The following is a 21,442-nucleotide window of genomic DNA, read 5'->3' as shown; positions in this document are numbered from 1 at the left end:
TGAACACAGGTACCTGATGTCAGCATCCGCCCCGGTTTCCGCTCCGCCCCCGGTTCCGCCGGCTTCTGCCGCGCCGCGTGCCGTTTCGCCGTTGGCGGGGTTCTTCATCGACCTGGGCATTGCCGCTGTCACCCTGTTCGGCCTGAGCCTGGTCAGCGGCCTGCTGTGGGGCCTGTACCGTGGCGTGGTGGTTGGTTACGCGAACGCGCAGGCTGGCGCTGGCGCACCCGACGCCAGTTCGGTCGCGGCGTCACTGGGCCAGCCCGGCGCGCTTGCGCAGATTCTCATGGCACTGTTCGCCACCGGTGGCGCCGCGTTGCTGCTGTACTTCTGGCGACGGCCGGCCAACGCCGCCGAGCGCCACGCCTCGCGCCAGGCGCTGCGCCGCCCCTCCACCTGGGGCTGGACCCTGCTGGTGGCGACCCTGATCGTGCTCGGCAGCAACGGCATCGCCTTCCTGGCCAAGCAGGTCGGCGTCGAGCCGGTCCCCACCAATCTGGCGCTGATGCAGAGCGCGATCGCACGTTTCCCGTTGTTCCTGGTGCTGTTCGCGGTGGTCCTGGCGCCGGCCTACGAGGAACTGCTGTTCCGCCGCGTGCTGTTTGGCCGCCTGTGGCAGGCCGGGCGGCCTGGGTTGGGCGTGGTACTGAGCAGCCTCGCGTTTGCCCTGATCCATGAGATCCCTGGCACCAGTGCCAATGGCCCGGCCGAAATCGCACAGCTGTGGCTGGTCTATGGTGGCATGGGAGCCGCGTTCTGCTGGCTCTACCGGCGCACCGGCACGTTGTGGGCGGCGATCACCGCCCACGCGCTGAACAATGCGGTCGCCCTTGCCGCGATGGTGTTCCTGGGGTCAACGTAACGCCGCGTCCGCTTGACGAAAGATTAAGCCGCTACGCTACACACTCCGCATATGAACACGGGGGAGTTTCCATGAAACAACTGCTGCTGGCCCTTGTCATCACTACCCTGGTCAGCGCCTGCGCGACCACCACCTCCCCTACCGGTCGCCGGCAGATGGTGGGCGGCGTCTCGCAGGCGCAGCTGGACCAGCTCGGCGCGCAGGCGTTCGCCGAAACCAAGCAGAAGGAAAAGATCAGCACCGACGGCCGCCAGAACGGTTACGTGCAGTGCGTGGTCAACGCCCTGGTCGCGCAGCTGCCAGCTCAATACCGTGGCGTACGGTGGGAGACGGCGGTATTCGTCGACAAGGAGCCCAACGCCTTCGCCCTGCCCGGCGGCAAGGTCGGCGTGAACACCGGCATCTTCACCGTGGCCAAGAACCAGGATCAGCTGGCTGCCGTGATCGGCCATGAAATCGGCCATGTCATCGCCCGCCACCACGAAGAGCGGATCACCCGCCAGATGGGCGCACAGACCGGGCTGGCCGTGCTCGGCGCGCTGGCTGGCGCAGCCTACGGCGAAGGTGCTGCCAGCACCGTCAACCAGCTCGGCGGCATGGGCGCGCAGACCGCCTTCCTGCTGCCGGGCTCGCGGACGCAGGAAAGCGAGGCTGACGTGATCGGCCAGCGGCTGATGGCCCAGGCCGGATTCAATCCGGCGCAGGCGGTCGACCTGTGGCAGAACATGATGGCCGCCAGCGGCGGTCGCAGCCCGCAATGGCTGTCCACCCACCCGGATCCGGCCAACCGGATCCAGGAACTGCGACGTGATGCCCCGGGCCTGACGCCGGTCTATCAGCAGGCGCAGGCGGCCGGGCTACGGCCAAAGTGCGGATGAGTGCGCAGTTCTATGCTGTATTGCAGCACATAAAACGATTTCTCACGCCATCTGTTTCTGATACGTTTGGCGGCTCAGATTTTTCTGACAGTCCGACTTTGCCGCTAACCGGCGGTTCGATCGAGGTGAACGATGATTTTCCGTAACCACAAAGCTGTGCTTTCCGTCCTCGTCGCGACCGCCCTGACCGGCGCCGTGGTCACCGATGCCTTCGCGCAGTCCTCGCGTTCCTCCGAGCGCGGAAACCGTGGCGGCAAGCAGGCCAAGGCCGAGGCGCTGTACCCGAACGCGACCCGCCAGGAGCCGACGGTCAAGGCTTCGGCCAAGATGGGCAGCAAGCTGCAGAAAATGATCGACAGCTACAACAAGGAAAAGTTCCCGGAAACCCGCACCCAGGCCGACGCCATCCTGGCTGACAGCGCCGCGAACGAGTACGACAAGTCGCTGGCCGCGCAGCTGGCCTCGCAGGCTGCCTACCAGACCGATGACGCCCCGGCTGCCATCGCCTACCTGAAGCAGGTCCTGCAGTTCAACGGCCTGGACAACAACGGCCACTTCCAGTCGATGCTGATGCTGGGCCAGTTGCAGCTGCAGGAAGACCAGACAGCCGAAGGCCTGGCAACCCTCGACAAGTACTTCGCCGAGAGCAAGTCGACCAAGCCGGAAGAACTGATCGCCAAGGGCCAGGCGCTGTACCAGCTGGAGCGCTACCAGGAAGCGATTCCGGTGCTGAAGCAGGCCATCGCCGGCTCCGCCGAACCGAAGGACAACTGGAACCAGCTGCTGATGGCGGCCCTGTCCGAAGCCGGCCAGTCCGGCGAAGCGGTCAAGGAAGCCGAGGCGCTGGCCGCCAAGAACCCGAACGACAAGAAGGCCCAGCTGAACCTGGCCAGCATGTACATGCTGGCCGACCAGATGGACAAGGCGGCCGCGGTGATGGACAAGCTGCGCAGCAGCGGCCAGCTCACCGAAGAGCGCGAGTACAAGCAGCTGTACTCCATCTATGCCAACACCGACAAAAAGGAAAAGGACGTCATCGCGGTCATCAACGAAGGGTTGCAGAAGGGCATCCTGAAGCCGGACTACCAGGTTTACCTGGCGCTGGCCCAGTCCTACTACTACTCCGACCAGGTGCCGCAGGCGATCGATGCGTGGCAGAAGGCTGCCCCGCTGTCCAAGGACGGTGAGACCTACCTGAACCTGGCACGCGTCCTGCATGCCGAAGGTCGCATCCCGGAGGCCAAGCAGGCCGCCCAGCAGGCGTTGGCGAAGGGTGTGAAGAACCAGGCTGATGCCAAGAAAATCATCAACCTGAAGTAAGTAGGAATAACGCCTGAATGCCTGCCCAGTTGATGCGCAGGCGCTCAGGATTGGTATAAGCTTGGAGGTTCCTGCGGTGTCATGCACCGCTGATCAGGGATTCCGCCCCCGGCATCCCGGCCCCACTATTGAGCTCTTGGCGCATGACGGAACAACTAGTCGTTCACCGGTACGAACAACCCGATGACAAGGGGCTGAGCTGGCCTCGCATCGTCGGCATCGCGTTTGTAATTGCCCTGCATCTGGCCGCCTTCATGATGCTCCTCATTCCCGCCGTGGCTCCCAAGGCCGTGGCTGAGAAGGAGCGCAACGTCATGGTGACCATCGTCGATGCGCCGCCGCCGCCGCCCCCGCCGCCGCCGCCGCCGCCGCCGACCGATACTCCGCCGCCGCCGGTGAAGAATCTGTCGCCGCCGAAGCCGTCGCCGGTCCCGCCGCCGCCGCAGGCGCCGGTCGTGGACGTGCCGGAGCCGCGCCCGAGCGATATCGTCACCCCGCCGTCGCCCCCCGCGCCGCCGGCACCTGCGACCTCGATCGAGGCCAGCGTGGACATCTCGTCGAAGGCCATGAATCCGCCGCGCTACCCGCCGGCCGCCTTCCGCGCGGGTATCCAGGGCGAAGTGATCCTGATCATTGATGTCGATGCCAACGGCAACGTCACCAATGTCACGGTGGAAAAGTCCAGCCGTAACCGCGACCTGGACCGTGCCGCGATGGAAGCGGCTCGCAAGTGGCGCTTCAACGCCGCTGAATCTGGCGGTAAGAAGGCGGCAGGTCGCGTTCGCGTCCCGGTCAACTTTGCGCTGAACTGATGCGCCCGGGTGGCCGCATGGCCACCCCCGCTCCCGGTTCGATTGTTTAGCTTAGCTACACCCTTTATCACCACACACAACAAAGGTAAGCGTCATGCTGCAGGAAATTTTCATCGCCGCTGCTGCCGGGGGCAATCCGTCCAACGCCCTGTCGCAGATGGGCTTCGAGCACCTGATCCACGAAATGACCACCAAGCCGGGTGATTTCGCGGTTTCCTGGGTCGTGCTGCTGACCCTGATCGCCATGTCGGCCATGTCCTGGTACTGGACCGTCATCAACATCTTCCGTGCGACCCGCCTGAAGAGCGCTGCTGATCGCGTCGTCAGCCTGTTCTGGGATACCCCGAACGCGCAGGACGCCATCCGTGCCATGGAAGAGCAGCCGGCTTCGGAGCCGTTCTCGAAGATCGCCCTGGACGCTGCCCAGGCTGCTGCGCACCACCAGCGCGCTGAAGGCGGCGCCACCGGCGGCGTGGGTGAGAACCTGAGCCGTTCGGAGTTCGTCGACCGCGCCCTGCGTCAGGCCGTCACCCGCGAAAGCAACAAGCTGCAGTCGGGCATGACCCTGCTGGCCACCGTCGGCGCGACCGCTCCGTTCGTCGGTCTGCTGGGTACCGTGTGGGGCATCTACGGCGCCCTGATCAAGATCGGTGCCACCGGCTCCGCTTCGATCGACGCCGTTGCCGGCCCGGTGGGTGAAGCGCTGATCATGACCGCGATCGGTCTGTTCGTCGCGATCCCGGCCGTGTTCGCCTTCAACTTCTTCAGCAAGATCAACAGCGCGACCATCAGCAAGTTCGATACCTTCGCGCACGACCTGCACGACTTCTTCGCCACCGGCTCGCGCGTCCGCTAATTGCGGCGCGCGTCACCCAGCGACGAACGTAAGTAGTCACCAAGATCTAGACGGAGCCCGTTATGGCTTTCAGTAGTGGTAACAGCGGCGGCCCCATGGCCGACATCAACGTTACGCCCCTCGTGGACGTGATGCTGGTGCTGCTGATCATCTTCATCATCACGGCGCCCCTGATGTCCCACAAGGTCAAGGTGGATCTGCCGGAAGCCAACCTGATCCAGAAGCCGGAAGACGCTGAAAAGCGTTCCGGACCGATCACCCTGGCAGTCAAGGAAGACGGCTCGATCTACTGGAACGACGAAGAAATCAACAAGCAGACTCTCGAGTCGCGCTTGGCGACCGCCGCCCAGCAGACCCCGCAGCCGCCGCTGAACCTGCGTGGTGACCGCACCACCAAGATGCGCGTCATCAACGACCTGACCAAGGTCGCGCAGGAGCAGGGCATGCTGGACGTCGGCTTCGTCGCGACCAAAGAAAAGGGGCAATAAGCCATGGCATTCAGTAGTGGTGGTGGCAAGGGCCCCATGGCAGACATCAACGTCACGCCCCTCGTGGACGTGATGCTGGTTCTGCTGATCATCTTCATCGTGACCGCGCCGATCATGACGTACCCGATCGCCGTCGACCTGCCGCAGCGCGTGCTCAACCCACCGCCGCAGCTGGTCGAACCGCCGCCGCCGATCGAACTGAAGATCGACGCCAGCAACCAGGTCTCGTGGAACAACAGCCCGATCAATACCAGCGAGCTGCAGCAGCGGATGGAGCAGGAGGTCCAGCGTGACCCGACCAACCAGCCGGAACTGCGCATCGACGCCAGCCCGGATTCCGAGTACGACGTGATGGCCAAGGTTCTGGCCGCCGCGAAGAATGCTCAGATGAAGAAGATCGGTTTTGTGCAGCAGTAATCGCTACACCGCAACACAACAGTCATGACGCGACTGCAGACGCCCCTGGAGACAGGGGCGTTTTTTTTTTATGCCTGCCGGCCTGGACCGCTATGATCGGCGGATGCTCGCCCTCTTCGACTCCCTGCGTCATTGGCTCGACGGCATCGCCCACCTTGGCTCGATCCTGGCGGTGGCCTACCTGCTGTATCTGTTCGCGCTGGCGGGCTGGATCATGCTGCAGAAGCGTGAGCCGGTCGCCACGCTGAGCTGGATCCTGTCGTTGGCGCTGCTGCCCTACCTCGGCTTGTTCATCTACTACCTGCTGGGCCCGCAGAAGGTGAAGCGGCAACGGCTGCGCCGCGGACGCGCACGTTCGGGCATGGAGCACTACAGCGATGTCTGCCCACCGGATGCCGACTGCACCGAGCTGGCCAAGATCGCGCAGGCCACCACGGGCCTGGCGCCGAGCAGCGCGACCGAAGTGACCTGGCTGGTGGATGGTGCCGCTACCTACGCCGCTCTATTGGAAGCGGTGGCACAGGCTCGCGATCACGTGCACCTGGAGTACTACATCTTCAATCCGGACCATGCCGGCACCGCCCTGCGCGACGCCCTGGTCGAGCGCGCCCGTGCCGGCGTGCAGGTGCGCCTGCTGCTGGATGCAGTGGGTTCTTCCGCCCTGCCTCGCCGCTTCCTGCAGCCCCTGATGGATGCCGGTGGCGAGGCGGTCTGGTTCCATCCGCGGCAGCTGCTGAAGCCGTTCAAGCGGCCGTGGTTGAACCTGCGTACGCACCGCAAGCTGGTGATCGTCGATGGCCGGCTGGCCTTCACCGGTGGCATCAATATCACCGACGATGAAGACGAGAGCCGCAAGCCGAACGCCTACCGCGACCTGCACATGCGCATCCGCGGCCACGTCGTGCGAAGCCTGCAGCTGGTGTTCGCCGAGGACTGGCTCTATGCCAGTGGCCAGGATCCCTCGCGCATGGACATTGCCCGTCTGTGGCCGGCCGACATGCCGCTGCGCGGCGATGGTGCGATCAACGCCCAGGTGCTGGTCTCCGGCCCGGACTCGGGCTGGGAAACGATCCACCGCCTGCACGTGGCGGCCATCCAGGAAGCACACGAGCGCGTGTGGCTGGTGACGCCCTACTTCGTGCCGGGCGAAGCGGCGCGGATGGCGCTGACTTCGGCGGCACTGGGTGGACTGGACGTGCGCCTGCTGGTGCCGAAGATGAGCGACTCCTGGTTTGTCACCCAGGCCGCGCGCTCCTATTTCGACGAACTGCTGCACGCCGGGGTGAAGATCTACGAGTACGGCCCGCGCATGCTGCATACCAAGGCTTTCATCGCCGACGACGATGTCTGCATCGTCGGCAGCGCCAACTTCGACCACCGCAGCTTCCGCCTGAACTTCGAGCTGTCGATGATGATCAGCGACCGTGACCGCGTCGCCGCTCTGGCCGGGCTGCTGCAGGGAGAGTTCGACCGCGCCACCCGCGTGCACGACCAGGCTGGCCGTTCGCTGTGGCTGCACCGCCTGCCCGAGGCCTTCGCCCGGCTGGCCTCGCCGCTGCTCTGACGCAGCGCTACACTGCGGCGATCATCCGGGGAGCCCGACTATGTACTGGTTGTACCTGCTGCTGGCGCTGGGCTGTTTCGCCTTCGCCCTGAAGACCCCCAGCGCCGCATTGATGACCCTGTGCCTGCTGGCCGCCCTCGCCTTCCTGCTGGCCTGGGTGCGCGGTCGCTATGTTGCCCGCTTCGGCGACCTTCAGCGCGACCCTGCCACCCTTGTCGATGCCGAGGAGCTGCGCCGCCTGCGCGAGCAGGCCCAGGCCCGCCGCAATGCCGACGCCAACGACCACGATCCGTCCCCTCTTTCCAAGTAGTTCCGTTCCATGACCCAGCTCAGCGTCAACGTCAACAAGATCGCCGTCCTGCGCAATTCGCGCGGCGGCGCCGAACCGGACGTGGTGCGCGCCGCCCAGGCCTGCCTGGATGCCGGTGCACATGGCATCACCGTGCACCCGCGGCCGGACCGCCGCCATATCACCGCCGAGGACGTGCTGGCGCTGTCCACGCTGACCCGCGCGCGTGGCGTGGAATTCAACATCGAAGGCAATCCATTCGCGCCGCCGCGCGAGGGCTACCCAGGCCTGCTGCCGCTGTGCGCGCAGATCCGCCCGGCGCAGGCGACGCTGGTGCCGGATGGCGATGGACAGATCACCTCCGACCATGGCTTCGACTTCGAGCGGGATGCCGAGCGGCTGCGACCACTGATCGCCGAACTGAAGGCGATGGGCTGCCGGGTCAGCCTGTTCGTCGATGCTGGCAACCCACTGCTGGAGCAGGCGGCCGACGTCGGTGCAGATCGTGTCGAGCTGTATACCGGCCCCTACGCCGAAGCACACGCGGCCGGCGACGCTGCGGCGATGCTGGAACTGTTCGCCACTGCGGCGCGGCGGGCGCAGGCGGTGGGCCTGGGCGTCAACGCCGGGCACGACCTGTCGCAGGATAACCTGCGCGATTTCCTGGCCCACGTGCCGGACGTGCTGGAGGTGTCGATCGGTCACGCGCTGATCGGTGAGGCGCTGTATGACGGGCTGGATGCCACCGTGCGCGGGTACCTGGCGTTGCTCTGACCGCTCCCCTGTAGCGTTGAGCCATGCTCGACGCAGCACCGCGCTGAACCCTTCAGGCAGCCGTCGCAGCCATTGAGACGGCTGCGGCGTAACCTGCCGCAATGGGTATCGCGATCAAGGGCCGAGGTTCCACGTCCCACCTTGCCGGGCGCTTTGAAAGCACCGTCAGCGAGGCGGTGGACGACGGCTGGGCGGTCGATGAGAGCGAGGAATTCCTCGCCCCACGTCTGCGCACTGAAGTACGTGCCGAGACCGCACGCAGCATCATCAGCCGCAACACCTCACCGGACGTCGGCTTCAGCCAATCGGTGAATCCGTACCGCGGTTGTGAGCATGGCTGCTCCTACTGCTTCGCGCGCCCCTCGCACGCCTATCTGAACCTGTCGCCAGGCCTGGACTTCGAGACCAAGCTGTTCGCCAAGACCAATGCGCCGCAGCTGCTGCGCAAGGAGTTGTCGAAGCCGGGTTACGTGCCGCAACCGATCGCGCTGGGCATCAACACCGATGCGTACCAGCCGATCGAACGCAAGTTCAAGCTCACCCGCCAGCTGATCGAAGTGATGCTGGAAACCAGGCATCCGTTCTCGCTGATCACCAAGAACGCACTGGTCGAACGTGACATCGATCTGCTCGCACCGCTGGCGGCGGAGAACCTGGTCAGCGTGCATTTCTCGGTGACCTCGCTGGACCCGCATCTCTCCGCAAAGCTGGAGCCACGCGCGTCGGCGCCGCATGCACGGCTGCGTGCGATGAAGCGCCTGCATGAAGCGGGCATTCCGGTGGGTGTGATGGTGGCGCCGGTGATCCCGTGGATCAACGACAGCGAACTGGAAGCCGTGCTGGAGGCCGCGCACGATGCTGGCGCCAGCACCGCAGGCTACGTGCTGCTGCGCCTGCCGCTGGAAGTGGCGCCGCTGTTCCGCGACTGGCTGGACACCCATCATCCAGATCGCGCCGCACATGTGATGAGTACCATCCAGCAGCTGCGCGGCGGCAAGGACTACGACAGCCAGTTCGGCACCCGCATGCGTGGCCAGGGCGTGTATGCCGATCTGTTGAACAACCGCTTCAAGCTGGCGCGAAAGCGTCTCGGCTTCAATGCGCAGAACAGCCATTGGCCGAAGCTGGATTGCAGCCGGTTCCAGAAGCCGTTGCCGCCGCGCAAGGAATCGCCGCAGGGGTCGTTGTTCTGAGTCCATCAGTCGAGCATGGCTCAACTCTACACCGAGGCCGACGAGCAGCTCGGCGTCACCCCCCAAACAACTTCTGCGCGCTCTGGAACAGGATCCAACTCGTCGCGATGAACTTGTCGCCGCCCTGCGGTCGGTTGCCACGATGGGTATGGGTGAACGCCGTCGGCGCAATCAGCAGACTGCCGGTGCGTGGTGCGATCTTCCGCCCCTGGAACAGGAACTCGGTCTCGCCCTCTTCGAATTCCTCATTGAGGTACAGCGTCCACAACACGTGCCGGTGCAGGGTCTCGGCCTGCGCATCCTTGGGGTACAGCTCGCAGTGCCAGTACGGGTAACCGCCCTCGCCCGCCGCATACCACTGCAGGTTGATGGCGCCCGGGCGCAGGCAGGTGCGGGCCAGGTCGGCCAGCTGCTGCTGCGGCATGTCGGGAAAGTCCTCGGCAGACAGGCGTCGCGGTTGGCCCTTGCTGTCCTGGATCTGCAACATCAGCGGCGCGATCAACGCCTGTGGATAACGGCGTAGATAAGTCAGCAGGCCGTTGAACACCGCGTGCTGCAGCTGATGGTCCACATCCTGCCAGCCATCAAGGCCGCTGATGCGCAGATCCTTGCTGTGCTTGAGTTCCGGGAACACGCCACTGCCCACGGCACCGGGCTGCAGGCCACGCGCCGCCCGCATGCGCTCGACGATCGCCGCGCAGACCTCGCTGGGGACCGCGTTGTGGATGACCTCGATGAAATCGACCGGGCCCTGCTCGTGCATGCGTGCATTCCTTAGGCGGCAACGGCTTGATGGTGCCGTTTGCCGCCCTCGGTGTCACCCCACGGTCATGTCATCGATCTGCCATGACCGTCGTCAGGCAACCGCCAATCAGCCCTGCGCGTCGTCGTGCGCGTGGTGGTAGCGCACGGCTTCGGCCACTTCCTCGCGCGAACCCAGGAACACCGGCACGCGCTGGTGCAGCTGGTCGGGCTGGATGTCGAGGATGCGCTCGCGGCCGGTCCAGGCGGCGCCGCCGGCCTGTTCGACCAGCAGGCCCATCGGGTTGGCTTCGTACATCAGGCGCAGCTTGCCGGCCTTGGACGGATCCTTCTTGTCCCACGGGTAGATGAAGATGCCGCCGCGGGTCAGGATGCGGTGCACGTCGGCGACCATGCTGGCGATCCAGCGCATGTTGAAGTTCTTGCCGCGCGTGCCTTCCTTGCCCGCCAGCAGATCGCCGACATAGGCCTGCATCGGTGCTTCCCAGTGGCGCTGGTTGGACATGTTGATCGCGAACTCCTGGGTCGCCGCCGGAATCTGCATGTTCTCGGTGGTCAGCACGAACTCGCCCTTCTCACGGTCCAGGGTGAAGGCGTGGGTGCCATGGCCGACGGTCAGCACCAGCTGGGTGCTGGGCCCGTAGATGCAGTAGCCGGCGGCGATCTGCTTGCTGCCCGGCTGCAGGAAGGCGTCGTCGCCCGGCAGTTCGACATTGGTCGGGCAGCGCAGCACCGAGAAGATGGTGCCGACGGAGACGTTGACGTCGATGTTGGAGCTGCCGTCGAGGGGATCGAACAGCAGCAGGAAATCACCGCGCGGGTAGATGTCCGGCACCGGCTGGCTGTGGTCCATTTCCTCCGAGGCGCACGCGGCGAGGTGGCCCCCCCAGGCGTTCGCTTCAAGCAGGATCTCGTTGCTGATGACGTCCAGCTTCTTCTGCGCCTCGCCCTGCACGTTACCGGTACCGGCATCGCCCAGCACGCCACCGAGGGCGCCCTTGCTGACGGCGATGGAGATGCTGGTGCAGGCGCGGGCGACGACCGCGATCAGCTGGCGCAGGTCGGCGTTGATGCGGCCGGCGTGCTGTTCCTGGATCAGGAAGCGGGTCAACGAAGTACGGGACATGTGCGGGCAGGTCTCGGCAGCGGGAAAACGCCTATTGTCGCCCGTATGGCGGGGGCGTGCGTGAGCGCGGGAAGGCGTAATCGTTTCCAGATGCGTTGCGCTCGTGGCGCCTCCCCCTCCCACGCGCTTCAGGGTTCGCCGCGAGCGCGGTGGGGATGGCAAAGGCAAGAGCAAAAGCAAAAAAACAAAGGCGCCTTTCGGCGCCTTTGTCTTCAAGCTACTGGAGCGTTGTTTCAGCCCTTGGCGACGGTGGCCACGGCCTTGGCGACGTATTCCAGGTTGTTCTGGTTCAGCGCGGCAACGCAGATGCGGCCGGTGCCGACGGCGTAGATGCCGAACTCGTCGCGCAGACGCTCGACCTGCTCGCGGCTCAGGCCGGAGTAGGAGAACATGCCGGCCTGTTCGTTGATGAAACCGAACTGCGGTGCACCGGCAGCGGCCAGCTTCTCGACCAGGCCCTGGCGCAGGGCGTGGATGCGCTCGCGCATCTCGGTCAGCTCCTGCTCCCACATCGCACGCAGTTCCGGGTTGGTCAGCACGCCGGCCACCAGCGCAGCACCGTGGGTGGACGGGCTGGAGTAGATGGTGCGGATCACGCGCTTGACCTGCGACTGCACCGCCTTGGCGTCAGCGGCGGTCGGTGCCACCATCGACAGCGCACCCACGCGCTCGCCGTACAGCGAGAACGACTTGGAGTACGAGTTGGCGACGATGAAGCTGTCGATGCCGGCTTCGGCGATGATGCGCACGGCGGCGCCGTCCTGCTCGATGCCCTTGTCGAAGCCCTGGTAGGCCATGTCGATGAAGGGGAACAGCTGCTTGTCCTTCAGCAGCTGCGCGACCTGCTTCCACTGGGTGACCGTGAGGTCGGCGCCGGTGGGGTTGTGGCAGCAGGCGTGCAGCAGCACCACGGTGCCCGCGTCCAGCTTGCCCAGGTCGGCCAGCATGCCGTCGAAATCGACGCCATGGGTGCTCGGGTCGAAGTAGGTGTAATCCAGCACGTCGAAACCAGCGGCGCTGAACACCGCACGGTGGTTTTCCCAGCTCGGGTTGCTCAGCGCAACGGTGGCGTGCGGCAGCAGCTTCTTCAGCACGTCGGCGCCGACGCGCAGCGCACCGCTGCCACCAACGGTCTGCGCGGTGGTCACGCGGCCAGCGGCCAGCAGCGGCGAATCCTTGCCGAACACCAGCTCACGCGTCGCCTGCGTGTACGCCGGCAGGCCATCGATCGGCAGGTAGCCGCGCGGTTTGGCTTCAGCGGCGAGCTGCTGCTCGATCTGCTTGACGGCGCGCAGCAGCGGAATGCGGCCGCTCTCGTCGTAGTAGATGCCCACACCCAGGTTGACCTTGGTCGGGCGGCTGTCGGCGTTGTACGCCTCGGTCAGGCCCAGGATCGGGTCGCCTGGGACCAGTTCCACGTTTGCAAAGAAGGACACGGCGGTACTCGTTCGGTAGACGGAAAGGGGGAGGAAGTGCGCTACGCGGTCCGCGGCTTTTCGGCCGGAAACAGCCCATCGTAACAAAGCCTGCCGGGGCTGGCCGCCGCCATCGTCATCCGCGGCCCCGTACCATGGCGTGCGTTGCCGCCTGATCCATCAACCTGAATCATGAATCCCGCCGCACGACGCCGTTGCCTGCCACTGTCCGCCCTGCTGCTGTCGCCCTGGGCGGCGGTGGCCGAGCCTGCGCCCACCGCCCTGCCTGCGGTGCAGGTACAGGCCGCCCGGGTGCCGGGCATCGATCCGTTCGCGCTGCCGGCCAGCCAGGACACGGTCTGGATCGACGCCAGCCGCGCGGGCACCGGCGCGCAGCTGTCTGAGGCCTTGGCCGGGGTCCCCGGACTGTTGGCGCGCGACCGGCAGAACTTCGCCCAGGACACGCAGCTGTCGATCCGTGGCTTCGGCGCGCGCTCGACCTTCGGGGTGCGCGGGGTGCGGGTGTTGATCGACGGCGTGCCGGCGACCATGCCTGACGGCCAGGGTCAGCTGTCGCATGCCAGCCTGTTGGGCGCCGAGCGCATCGAGGTGCTGCGCGGGCCGTTCTCGGCGTTGTACGGCAATTCCTCCGGCGGCGTGCTGCAGGTCTGGAGCGCGCAGGGCCAGGCCGGCGACCCGTGGCGGTTGCGCGTGAATGCCGGCGCCGACAACACGCTCAGTGTCGGTGCGCAGCTGAAGGGTGCCGGTCAAGTGCTGGACTACAACATCGCCGCCAATCACTTCCGCACCGATGGCTGGCGGGACCATAGCCGCGCGCGCCGTGAATCGCTCAACGCACGCATCGGTGGTGATCTGGGCGGTGGGCGGCTGGAGCTGCTGCTCAATGCGCTTGACGCCCCCGATGCGCAGGATCCGCTGGGCCTGACCCGTGCCCAGGTGGCGGCTGATCCGCGCCAGGCCACGGCAGTCGCGCACCAGTACAACACACGCAAAACCGTGCGCCAGCAGCAGGCCGGCCTGCGCTGGACCCGTGAAACGGGAGCGCAGCGCTGGCAATTGATGGGCTATGCCGGCCAGCGCGCGGTACGCCAGTACCTGCCGATTCCGCCGGCACCCCAGACCAACAGCCCGCTGCATGCCGGCGGCGTGATCGATCTGCAGGGCGGCTATGGCGGGCTGGACGCGCGCTGGGGCTGGCACGGTGATCTGGCCGGGCGACCGCTGGACCTGGTAGCCGGGCTCAGCGCCGACCGCCAGCGCCAGCACCGCACCGGCTTCGAGAACTTCATCGGCAGCGCCCTGGGCGTGCGTGGGCGGCTGCGTCGTGACCAGATCGACGTCGTGCAGAACGTGGATCAGTTCGCCCAGGCCTGGTGGCAATGGAGCCCGCGTTGGTCGCTGCTGGCCGGGCTGCGCCACAGCGCCGTGCGATTCGAATCGAATGACCGCTACATCGTCGGCGCCAACCCCGACGACAGTGGCCACCGCCGCTACCAGGCGATCACGCCGGTGACAGGCGTCAGCTTCGAGGCAAGCCCGCAGTGGCGGCTGCACGCGGCGGTGGGACGTGGTTTCGAGACCCCCACCTTCAACGAACTGGGCTATCGCGCCGACGGCCAAGCCGGGCTGGCACTGGATCTGGCCGCCGCGCGCAGCCGCTCCATCGAGGTTGGCAGCAAGTGGCACGCACAGAATGGCAACCAACTCGATATCAGCCTGTTCCGTGCAGATACCGACGACGAGCTGGCCGTTGCCAGCAATATCGGCGGACGCAGCACCTACCGCAACATTGGCCGCACCCGCCGCCAGGGGCTGGAGCTGCAGTACCGACAGCCGCTGGCCGAGCACCTGGAACTGCAGCTGGCGTGGACCTGGCTGCAGGCGCAGGTGCGCTCGCCGTACCTGACCTCGAACACCCTGGTCGCTGCAGGCAGCCGCCTGCCCGGCGTGCCGCGCCAGCAGGCCTTCGCCCGATTGCAGTGGAGCCCTGCCGATTGGCAGTGGGCGCTGGAGGCAACGGCCAGCAGCGATACCGTGGTCAATGACGTGGCCACCGAGCGCGCGCCGGGCTACGCCCTGCTGCACCTGGAAGCCGGCCGTCGATGGACGCTGCCGGGCGGCGAGCTGCGCGCCTTCGCCCGGCTGGAGAACGTGCTGGACCAGGCCTACATCGGCTCGGTGATCGTCAATGACGGCAATGGTCGCTTCTACGAGCCGGGACCGGGACGGCGAGCCAACGTCGGCCTGCAATGGTCGTGGCGTTGAGTTGGTAGTGCCGGCCGCTGGCCGGCATCGCTTTGTGTAGGGCAGCCCAGACGTTGCCGGCCAGCGGCCGGCACTACCCGTAAATCGGGGGGCCCTGGCCGGCATCGCGCCGTGCACGACGTCAGGAGGTTGCCGGCCAGCGGCCGGCACTACCGGTCAGTCGGGGGCCTTGGCTGGCACGAACGGCGAGGTCGGGTCGCTGGCCGGGAAGGTCTCCTCCAGCGCCTCGTCCTGGTTGTCGCTGGCGCGCTGCTTGCGTTCACGGCGCTTGAGCGGGCTCTCCTGGCCACCGCGATGGCGGTCGCCGCCATCCTTGCGGTCCTGGGCCGCCTGTTCAGCCTCGTGCTTCACCGGCAGGTGGTCGTGCTCGGCATCGAAGAACGGCGCGCCGGTGCCGCGGTAGTCGGCGTTGTCGGCATCGCGCTTGCCGCGCTGCTCGCCGGGAATGAGCGGGTGGTTCTCCCGCAGCGGGTCTCGCGAGGTCTCTCGGCTCATGGTCTGGTACCTGCCCTTGGGGGGATTCCACTACACCGCCCCGCAGGTAAAGCCGTTGCGAACCTGGCGTCATGAACATCTCGCTCACCCCCCGGTAACGGCACCGCGCGTATTCCTGCCCACCCGCCCCCGCTGCAGGAGCCGGCCATGCCCCGTCTTGAACGACCCGCACCGTCCGTGTTCAACGCCCTGCTCGATCCGCTCGGCCAGCGCACCGCGCAGCGCCGTACGCGTCGCCATGAAGACCCCCAGGCGGTGGCGCAGGACTACCTGCAGTACATGCTCAGCGACTACGAGGAGCGCCGCGGGCAGAGCCACCGGAACTGGCGCGACCTGTGCCCGGTGTATGCCTTCGCGTTGACCACGCATGCCGCGGATTGGCCACGCGGTGATGCCGCCGATACCTGCGAGGAACTGGCCGAGCACTGGGAACAGATGCGCGGGCAGTCACGCTTGGGCTGGTCGCAGGCGCGGCCGGTGGTGGAGGACGCCTGGCGCGCGCTGGACCATATTCCGGCGGCGGCGGTGAGGCCGTTGCTGCAGTAGTGCCGGCCGCTGGCCGGCAACCCCAGGAAACTTGAGGCCGCGAGCTCTGCCGGCCAGCGGCCGGCACTACCGCATCTGCGTAGAACCCACGTGCACGGTATCGACACGGGTGGTTTACACCGCCCATCCGAAGCTGGATGCCCTGCCCCGCCAAAGGTACGCCCATGGCCCGCCCGATCTGGACCGGCACGCTGTCGTTTGGCCTGCTCAACGTGCCGGTGTCGCTGATGTCCGGCGAACGCAAGGTCGACCTGCAGTTCCGCATGCTCGATTCCCGCGACCGCAAGCCGATCCGTTTCGAACGGGTCAACGCCGACACCGGCGAGGAGGTGCCCTGGAAGGACATCGTCAAAGCCTATGAGTACGACAAGGGCAGTTATGTCGTGCTGGAGGAAGGTGATATCCGCTCGGCTGCGCCGGAAAGCCACGAAGCGGTTGAGGTGGAATCATTCGTGGATGCGGCGCAGATCGACCCGCGCTATTACGAGAAACCGTATCTGCTGGTGCCCGGCAAGAAGGCCGAGAAGGGCTATGTGCTGCTGCGCGAAACGTTGCGCAGCACCGGCAAGGTGGGCATCGCGCGGGTGGTGGTGCGTACGCGCGAATACCTGTGTGCGGTGATGCCGCATGAGGACGCACTGGTGCTGATGATCCTGCGCTATCCGCAGGAACTGGTGGATCCCGAGGACTACAAGCTGCCCACCGGCAAGCTGTCCGACTATCGCATCACCAGCAAGGAAACGGCGATGGCCGAGCAGTTGATCGAGTCGATGGCCGGCGACTGGGATCCGTCGCAGTACCACGATGAATTCCGCGAGCGCCTGCAGCAGGTGTTGAACAAGCGCATCAAGTCCAAGGGCGGCACCACGCGGGTGGACGATGAGCCAGCACCGCGCGAGGACGCCAGTACCAATGTGGTCGACTTCATGGCGCTGCTGCAGAAGAGCCTGGATGCGAACAAGCGAACGCCAGCGAAGAAGGCCGCAACGCGCAAAGCAGCCGCCAAGTCGCCAGTGAAGAAGGCCGCAAAGAAGACAACGAAGAAGGCTGCAAAGAAGACCGCACCCCGACGCAAGGCGGGGTGAGCCATGTCGTTGCACCAGTATCGGCGCAAACGCCGGCTTGGCGGGGGCGCCGGGCAGACAACGGAGCCCGACGACACGCCCGCACCGGGCGACCCGAAGCGGCGGCCGACCTTTGTCATCCAGCTGCACCATGCCAGCTCGCGTCACTATGACTTCCGCCTGGAAATGGACGGCGTACTGAAGAGCTGGGCGGTGCCCAAGGGGCCTTCCCTGCGCGTCGGTGAAAAGCGGCTGGCCGTGGAAGTGGAAGACCATCCGTTGTCCTACGCCGGTTTCGAGGGAGACATTCCTGAAGGTCACTATGGTGCGGGCCACGTGGAAGTCTTCGATCACGGCACCTGGGCCTGTGAAGGCGATCCACTGCAGGCACTGGCGGCGGGCAAGATCGACTTCGTGCTGCATGGACAACGCCTGGCCGGTGGCTGGAAGCTGGTGCGGACCGCGATGAAAGGACGCCAGGTGCAGTGGCTGTTGATCAAGCGCGGTGACGGGGAAGCGCGCGACGCGGAGGCGGATGACCTGCTGACGGCACCGATGCCGAAACGAACACCTGCGGCGAAGAAGCGTTCCGCGGACAAGACGGCGCGAGCTGCACCCGTCGCACGCACGGCCACACGCAAGGCCGATGTGCGCTGGCATGCACGCGCGCTGCAACTGCACGGCGCACGTGATGCACCCTACCCGCATGCATTCAAACCGCAGTTGACCGATCATCGCGACAGTGCGCCGGACGGCGACCGCTGGCTTCACGAGATCAAGTGGGATGGCTATCGCCTGCTGGCTGATCTGCACAATGGCGAGGTCAAGCTGCGCTCCCGCAATGGTCTGGATTGGACCGATGATTTTCCCGAAGTGGTGCAGGCCGTGCAGGCGCTGCCGGTGCGCGATGCACGCCTGGACGGCGAACTGGTGGTTCTGGACAAGGAAGGACGCAGTGACTTCGCAGCGTTGCAGCGGGTGATCGACGGCAGTTCGAAGCAACCGCTGCGCTACATCGTGTTCGATCTTCCGGGCGTGGCTGGAGCGGATATCAGTCGTGCGCCGTTGCTGGAGCGCAAAGCACTCCTGAAAGAGCTCATTGGGCCGGCGCCTGGCACCCTGGCCTTCAGCGAGCACGTGATCGACCATGGCCCGCAGGTGTTCGTTGCCAGTGGCAAAGCCGGATTCGAAGGCATCGTCAGCAAGCAGGTGGATGCCCCGTACGTGAATACCCGCGCGCGCAGCTGGGTGAAGGTGAAGCACGAAGACACCGACGAGTTCCTGATCGTCGGCTACACGGCACCCAAGGGTTCACGGGTGGGGTTCGGCTCGCTGCTGCTGGCGACGCCGGACAAGGGCGGCTTGCGCTATGTGGGCCGCGTTGGCACCGGTTTCGACGACCAGAGCCTGCGCGCGCTGCTCAAGGCACTGCAGCCATTGGCGGTGAAGACGCCCGTGCTGCAGCTGCCGGCGCATGTGCCGTTCCGCGCTGCCAGCGTACGCTGGGTGAAGCCGGTGGCGGTTGCCGAGGTGGCCTTCCGTGGCTGGGGCAAGGAAGGCCTGCTGCGCCAGGCCAGTTTCAAGCGACTGCGCAGCGACAAGCAGAAGGAGGACCTGGGAATGAGCACCGCAGATACCGAGACCGGAGGCGAGGTCGAGATCACTCATCCGGAGCGGGTGGTGTTTCCAAGGCAGAAACTGCGCAAGGGTGACGTGGCCGACTACTACCAGCGCATGGCGCGCTGGATCCTGCCCGAGATTGCCGGACGTCCGCTGTCACTGCTGCGCTGCCCGGACGGCGTGGGCAAGGCCTGCTTCTTCCAGAAGCACCATGGCCCCGGCCTGGGGGACGCGGTACATGCGGTACCCCTGCAGCAGAAGAGCGGCCGCGAGGATTACGTCTACGTCGACGATGCGCGGGGCCTGCTGCAGCTGGTGCAGATGAACACCCTGGAACTGCATCCGTGGGGCGCGACCGTGGCCGATCCCGAGCACCCGGATCGTCTGGTGTTCGATCTCGACCCCGGCGAAGGGGTGAGCTGGGCACAGGTGAAGGCCGCTGCGCGCGATGTCCGTGACCGCCTGCAGGAGGTGGGCCTGCAGAGCTTCGTGCGGCTGTCCGGTGGCAAGGGCGTGCACGTGGTGGTGCCGCTGCAGCCCAAGGCTGGCTGGGACGAGGCCAAGGCGTTCTGCGAGGCGTTCGCGCAGGCATTGGCGCTGGAGCAGCCTGATCGCTACGTGGCGACGATGAGCAAGGCCAAGCGCGGCGGCGTGATCTTCATCGATTGGCTGCGCAACACACGCGGTGCCACCAGCGTGTGTTCGTGGTCGCTGCGCGCGCGCGATTCCGCCGGTGTGGCAGTGCCGCTGCGCTGGGAGGAACTGGCGCGTATCAGTGCTGCCGACGCCTTTCCCATGGGCAAGGCGCTGGCGAGGGCGCAACGCCTGAAGAGTGACCCATGGCAGGGCATCGCGCAGTTGAAGCAGACTTTGCCGTCGCTGAAGCGGTAGTGCCGGCCGCTGGCCGGCAACGGCAGGATGGCCGAGGTTGCCGGCCCGCGGCCGGCACTACCTGCATGCGCTCAGCGCAGATCTCGCGAGGGGCGGCGCCCGAACCACCAGCCCACCAGCAGCTGCAACGGCAGCGATGCCAACAGCGAAATGACGAACCAGAACGGGAAGTCCGCACCCGCCGTCCACATCGCGTAGCCACAGCCCAGCGCGATCAGCGACCAGATCGAGAAGCCATGTGAACGCGGCCAGCACGGCGCGTAATAGGTGGCGAAGGAAATGCCGGCGACGCCACCGAGTACGCTGAAGGCCAGGTCCCACCCCAGCTGCACGCTGTTGCTGTCCGGCGACAGGCCCAGCAACGGCGGCAGCCAGCCGGCGACGCTGCTGACCAGCGCAAGCGACAGCACGCCGCCGATCAGGGCGACGATGGACAGGAACAGGGTCTTGAGCAGGCCAGGCATGCGCGTATTGTACGGCTGCCACAGAGTGCCCGCGTTGCCGGCCAGCGGCCGGCACTACCGAACCGACTGGGGTTTGCCGGCCAGCGGTCGGCACTACCGAACCGACTGGGGTTTGCCGGCCAGCGGCCGGCACTACCGAACCGACTGGGGTTTTGCCGGCCAGCGGCCGGCACTACCGATGGATCGGCATGGCCGCCGTGCCCGTGGGAGAGGGGTACGGAGCAGCGGCGGCCATGCACAGGCAGTCAGGCGGCGAAGTCGAGCACCACGCGGCCTTCGATGGTGCCCGCGTGCATGCGCGCGAACACGTCGTTGATGTTCTCCAGGCGGTCGGTGCTGACCGTGGCTGCGACCTTGCCTTCGGCGGCGAACTGCAGTGACTCCTGCAGATCCAGCCGGGTGCCGACGATCGAGCCGCGCACGGTGATGCCGTTGAGCACCATGCCGAAGATGTCCAGCGGGAAGTTGCCGGGCGGCAGGCCATTGAGCGACACGGTGCCACCGCGGCGGACCATGCCCAGAGCCTGTTCGAACGCCTTGGGCGACACTGCGGTGACCAGAGCGCCGTGCGCACCGCCGATCTCCTTCTTCAGGAATGCGGCCGGATCGGTGGTACGCGCGTTCACGGTGATCTGCGCGCCCAGCTGCCGCGCCAGCGCCAGCTTGCTGTCGTCCACGTCCACGGCGGCGACGTTCAGGCCCATCGCGCGGGCGTACTGCACCGCCATGTGGCCCAGGCCGCCGATGCCGGAGATCGCCACCCAGTCACCGGGCTTGGTGTCGGTCACCTTCAGGCCCTTGTAGACGGTCACGCCGGCGCACAGCACCGGCGCGATCTCGACGAAGCCCACTTCCTTCGGAAGCAGGCCGACATAGTTGGCATCGGCCAGTGCGTACTCGGCGAAGCCGCCGTTGACCGAGTAGCCGGTGTTGCGCTGCGTCTCGCACAGCGTTTCCCAGCCACCCAGGCAGTGTTCGCAATGGCCACACGCCGAGTACAACCAGGGGATGCCGACCCTGTCGCCTTCCTTGACGTGCCCTACCCCGCCTCCCACGGCCACGACGTGCCCCACGCCCTCGTGGCCGGGGATGAACGGCGGGTTCGGTTTCACCGGCCAGTCGCCCTCGGCGGCGTGCAGGTCGGTGTGGCAGACGCCACAGGCCTCGATCCTGACCAGCACCTCGCCCGCCCCCGGGCGCGGTACCGAGACTTCCTCGATGACCAGCGGCTTGCCGAACTCGCGTACGACGGCGGCCTTCATGGTGGATTGCATGTTCGGATCTCCGCAGTGCGCTTGCCCACAGAATGACGCCGGCTCG

21 protein-coding genes are annotated in these 21,442 nt (G+C 66.3%); 15 read left to right on the top strand and 6 right to left on the bottom strand.

Annotated elements, in window-relative coordinates; translation table 11 throughout:
* Positions 1–16: 16 nt before the first annotated feature.
* The 11 genes from JLDANKMP_RS14520 (at position 17) to JLDANKMP_RS14470 (ending at position 9,453) form a co-directional block, all read left to right on the top strand.
* Positions 17–862 carry a CPBP family intramembrane glutamic endopeptidase gene (locus JLDANKMP_RS14520; protein ID WP_033833516.1) on the top strand — a complete coding sequence of 282 codons (846 nt, stop codon included), beginning with the start codon at positions 17–19 and terminating at the stop codon, positions 860–862.
* A gap of 71 nt (positions 863–933) precedes the next feature.
* The gene (locus JLDANKMP_RS14515; protein WP_005411735.1) at positions 934–1,740 is read left to right on the top strand and encodes a M48 family metallopeptidase; all 807 of its coding nucleotides are present in this window, start codon (positions 934–936) and stop codon (positions 1,738–1,740) included.
* A gap of 132 nt (positions 1,741–1,872) precedes the next feature.
* Positions 1,873–3,060, top strand: coding sequence for a tetratricopeptide repeat protein (locus JLDANKMP_RS14510; RefSeq protein ID WP_212561485.1), 1,188 nt, complete (start codon positions 1,873–1,875; stop codon positions 3,058–3,060).
* Positions 3,061–3,314: 254 nt separating this feature from the next.
* A complete protein-coding gene (locus tag JLDANKMP_RS14505; protein ID WP_169449073.1) occupies positions 3,315–3,872 on the top strand; it encodes an energy transducer TonB in 558 nt (185 codons plus the stop codon).
* A gap of 94 nt (positions 3,873–3,966) precedes the next feature.
* Positions 3,967–4,728 carry a TonB-system energizer ExbB gene (exbB, locus tag JLDANKMP_RS14500; protein ID WP_005411738.1) on the top strand — a complete coding sequence of 254 codons (762 nt, stop codon included), beginning with the start codon at positions 3,967–3,969 and terminating at the stop codon, positions 4,726–4,728.
* Positions 4,729–4,790: 62 nt separating this feature from the next.
* Positions 4,791–5,216: a biopolymer transporter ExbD gene (locus tag JLDANKMP_RS14495; protein WP_005411739.1), complete on the top strand. Its 426-nt coding sequence runs from the start codon at positions 4,791–4,793 to the stop codon at positions 5,214–5,216.
* 3 nt (positions 5,217–5,219) lie between these two features.
* A complete protein-coding gene (locus JLDANKMP_RS14490; RefSeq protein ID WP_005411740.1) occupies positions 5,220–5,633 on the top strand; it encodes a biopolymer transporter ExbD in 414 nt (137 codons plus the stop codon).
* 103 nt (positions 5,634–5,736) lie between these two features.
* Entirely contained in the window at positions 5,737–7,197 is a 1,461-nt protein-coding gene (gene cls, locus JLDANKMP_RS14485) for a cardiolipin synthase (protein ID WP_212561484.1), read from the top strand.
* 40 nt (positions 7,198–7,237) lie between these two features.
* Positions 7,238–7,507, top strand: coding sequence for a hypothetical protein (locus JLDANKMP_RS14480; protein ID WP_012478631.1), 270 nt, complete (start codon positions 7,238–7,240; stop codon positions 7,505–7,507).
* A gap of 9 nt (positions 7,508–7,516) precedes the next feature.
* On the top strand, positions 7,517–8,260 hold the full coding sequence (locus JLDANKMP_RS14475; protein WP_212561483.1) for a pyridoxine 5'-phosphate synthase: 744 nt from the start codon (positions 7,517–7,519) through the stop codon (positions 8,258–8,260).
* Positions 8,261–8,361: 101 nt separating this feature from the next.
* Positions 8,362–9,453, top strand: a complete 1,092-nt coding sequence (locus JLDANKMP_RS14470) for a PA0069 family radical SAM protein (protein ID WP_212561482.1) — start codon at positions 8,362–8,364, stop codon at positions 9,451–9,453.
* A 55-nt stretch (positions 9,454–9,508) separates the two neighbouring features.
* Here JLDANKMP_RS14470 and JLDANKMP_RS14465 read toward each other — a convergent pair whose 3' ends face one another.
* From JLDANKMP_RS14465 to JLDANKMP_RS14455, 3 genes are all read right to left on the bottom strand, one after another.
* Positions 9,509–10,216: a 2OG-Fe(II) oxygenase gene (locus tag JLDANKMP_RS14465; RefSeq protein WP_164147033.1), complete on the bottom strand. Its 708-nt coding sequence runs from the start codon at positions 10,214–10,216 to the stop codon at positions 9,509–9,511.
* 108 nt (positions 10,217–10,324) lie between these two features.
* On the bottom strand, positions 10,325–11,341 hold the full coding sequence (locus JLDANKMP_RS14460; protein ID WP_049402951.1) for a class 1 fructose-bisphosphatase: 1,017 nt from the start codon (positions 11,339–11,341) through the stop codon (positions 10,325–10,327).
* A gap of 233 nt (positions 11,342–11,574) precedes the next feature.
* The gene (locus JLDANKMP_RS14455; protein WP_005411770.1) at positions 11,575–12,777 is read right to left on the bottom strand and encodes an amino acid aminotransferase; all 1,203 of its coding nucleotides are present in this window, start codon (positions 12,775–12,777) and stop codon (positions 11,575–11,577) included.
* Between the two features lie 171 nt (positions 12,778–12,948).
* Between JLDANKMP_RS14455 and JLDANKMP_RS14450 the strand changes: the two genes are divergently transcribed.
* Positions 12,949–15,042, top strand: coding sequence for a TonB-dependent receptor (locus tag JLDANKMP_RS14450; RefSeq protein ID WP_212561481.1), 2,094 nt, complete (start codon positions 12,949–12,951; stop codon positions 15,040–15,042).
* Positions 15,043–15,198: 156 nt separating this feature from the next.
* Here the strand turns inward: JLDANKMP_RS14450 and JLDANKMP_RS14445 are convergent, their stop codons facing one another.
* Positions 15,199–15,537, bottom strand: a complete 339-nt coding sequence (locus JLDANKMP_RS14445) for a hypothetical protein (RefSeq protein ID WP_212561480.1) — start codon at positions 15,535–15,537, stop codon at positions 15,199–15,201.
* 147 nt (positions 15,538–15,684) lie between these two features.
* Between JLDANKMP_RS14445 and JLDANKMP_RS14440 the strand changes: the two genes are divergently transcribed.
* The 3 genes from JLDANKMP_RS14440 to ligD all read left to right on the top strand — a co-directional run bounded on the left by JLDANKMP_RS14440 (position 15,685) and on the right by ligD (position 19,658).
* Entirely contained in the window at positions 15,685–16,083 is a 399-nt protein-coding gene (locus JLDANKMP_RS14440; protein ID WP_014035432.1) for a hypothetical protein, read from the top strand.
* 164 nt (positions 16,084–16,247) lie between these two features.
* The gene (locus tag JLDANKMP_RS14435) at positions 16,248–17,168 is read left to right on the top strand and encodes a Ku protein (protein ID WP_005411774.1); all 921 of its coding nucleotides are present in this window, start codon (positions 16,248–16,250) and stop codon (positions 17,166–17,168) included.
* Between the two features lie 3 nt (positions 17,169–17,171).
* Positions 17,172–19,658, top strand: a complete 2,487-nt coding sequence (ligD, locus tag JLDANKMP_RS14430) for a DNA ligase D (protein ID WP_212561479.1) — start codon at positions 17,172–17,174, stop codon at positions 19,656–19,658.
* 71 nt (positions 19,659–19,729) lie between these two features.
* On the opposite strand, the gene JLDANKMP_RS14425 is transcribed toward ligD, so the two are convergent.
* Positions 19,730–20,122, bottom strand: coding sequence for a hypothetical protein (locus JLDANKMP_RS14425; RefSeq protein WP_005411776.1), 393 nt, complete (start codon positions 20,120–20,122; stop codon positions 19,730–19,732).
* 245 nt (positions 20,123–20,367) lie between these two features.
* The gene (adhP, locus tag JLDANKMP_RS14420) at positions 20,368–21,396 is read right to left on the bottom strand and encodes an alcohol dehydrogenase AdhP (protein WP_212561478.1); all 1,029 of its coding nucleotides are present in this window, start codon (positions 21,394–21,396) and stop codon (positions 20,368–20,370) included.
* Between the last annotated feature and the right edge of the window lie 46 nt (positions 21,397–21,442).

The organism is Stenotrophomonas sp. PE591, from assembly GCF_018320795.1.
Taxonomy (GTDB): Bacteria; Pseudomonadota; Gammaproteobacteria; order Xanthomonadales; family Xanthomonadaceae; genus Stenotrophomonas; species Stenotrophomonas maltophilia.
This window is presented reverse-complemented; position numbering and strand designations above follow the sequence as displayed.

What these genes read in the sequence shown, in the direction of transcription:
- JLDANKMP_RS14520 (WP_033833516.1), top strand. Translation starts at nt 17, where the DNA reads ATGTCAGCATCCGCCCCGGTTTCCGCTCCGCCCCCGGTTCCGCCGGCT.
- JLDANKMP_RS14515 (WP_005411735.1), top strand. Translation starts at nt 934, where the DNA reads ATGAAACAACTGCTGCTGGCCCTTGTCATCACTACCCTGGTCAGCGCC.
- JLDANKMP_RS14510 (WP_212561485.1), top strand. Translation starts at nt 1,873, where the DNA reads ATGATTTTCCGTAACCACAAAGCTGTGCTTTCCGTCCTCGTCGCGACC.
- JLDANKMP_RS14505 (WP_169449073.1), top strand. Translation starts at nt 3,315, where the DNA reads ATGATGCTCCTCATTCCCGCCGTGGCTCCCAAGGCCGTGGCTGAGAAG.
- exbB (WP_005411738.1), top strand. Translation starts at nt 3,967, where the DNA reads ATGCTGCAGGAAATTTTCATCGCCGCTGCTGCCGGGGGCAATCCGTCC.
- JLDANKMP_RS14495 (WP_005411739.1), top strand. Translation starts at nt 4,791, where the DNA reads ATGGCTTTCAGTAGTGGTAACAGCGGCGGCCCCATGGCCGACATCAAC.
- JLDANKMP_RS14490 (WP_005411740.1), top strand. Translation starts at nt 5,220, where the DNA reads ATGGCATTCAGTAGTGGTGGTGGCAAGGGCCCCATGGCAGACATCAAC.
- cls (WP_212561484.1), top strand. Translation starts at nt 5,737, where the DNA reads ATGCTCGCCCTCTTCGACTCCCTGCGTCATTGGCTCGACGGCATCGCC.
- JLDANKMP_RS14480 (WP_012478631.1), top strand. Translation starts at nt 7,238, where the DNA reads ATGTACTGGTTGTACCTGCTGCTGGCGCTGGGCTGTTTCGCCTTCGCC.
- JLDANKMP_RS14475 (WP_212561483.1), top strand. Translation starts at nt 7,517, where the DNA reads ATGACCCAGCTCAGCGTCAACGTCAACAAGATCGCCGTCCTGCGCAAT.
- JLDANKMP_RS14470 (WP_212561482.1), top strand. Translation starts at nt 8,362, where the DNA reads ATGGGTATCGCGATCAAGGGCCGAGGTTCCACGTCCCACCTTGCCGGG.
- JLDANKMP_RS14465 (WP_164147033.1), bottom strand. Translation starts at nt 10,216, where the DNA reads ATGCACGAGCAGGGCCCGGTCGATTTCATCGAGGTCATCCACAACGCG.
- JLDANKMP_RS14460 (WP_049402951.1), bottom strand. Translation starts at nt 11,341, where the DNA reads ATGTCCCGTACTTCGTTGACCCGCTTCCTGATCCAGGAACAGCACGCC.
- JLDANKMP_RS14450 (WP_212561481.1), top strand. Translation starts at nt 12,949, where the DNA reads ATGAATCCCGCCGCACGACGCCGTTGCCTGCCACTGTCCGCCCTGCTG.
- JLDANKMP_RS14445 (WP_212561480.1), bottom strand. Translation starts at nt 15,537, where the DNA reads ATGAGCCGAGAGACCTCGCGAGACCCGCTGCGGGAGAACCACCCGCTC.
- JLDANKMP_RS14440 (WP_014035432.1), top strand. Translation starts at nt 15,685, where the DNA reads ATGCCCCGTCTTGAACGACCCGCACCGTCCGTGTTCAACGCCCTGCTC.
- JLDANKMP_RS14435 (WP_005411774.1), top strand. Translation starts at nt 16,248, where the DNA reads ATGGCCCGCCCGATCTGGACCGGCACGCTGTCGTTTGGCCTGCTCAAC.
- ligD (WP_212561479.1), top strand. Translation starts at nt 17,172, where the DNA reads ATGTCGTTGCACCAGTATCGGCGCAAACGCCGGCTTGGCGGGGGCGCC.
- JLDANKMP_RS14425 (WP_005411776.1), bottom strand. Translation starts at nt 20,122, where the DNA reads ATGCCTGGCCTGCTCAAGACCCTGTTCCTGTCCATCGTCGCCCTGATC.
- adhP (WP_212561478.1), bottom strand. Translation starts at nt 21,396, where the DNA reads ATGCAATCCACCATGAAGGCCGCCGTCGTACGCGAGTTCGGCAAGCCG.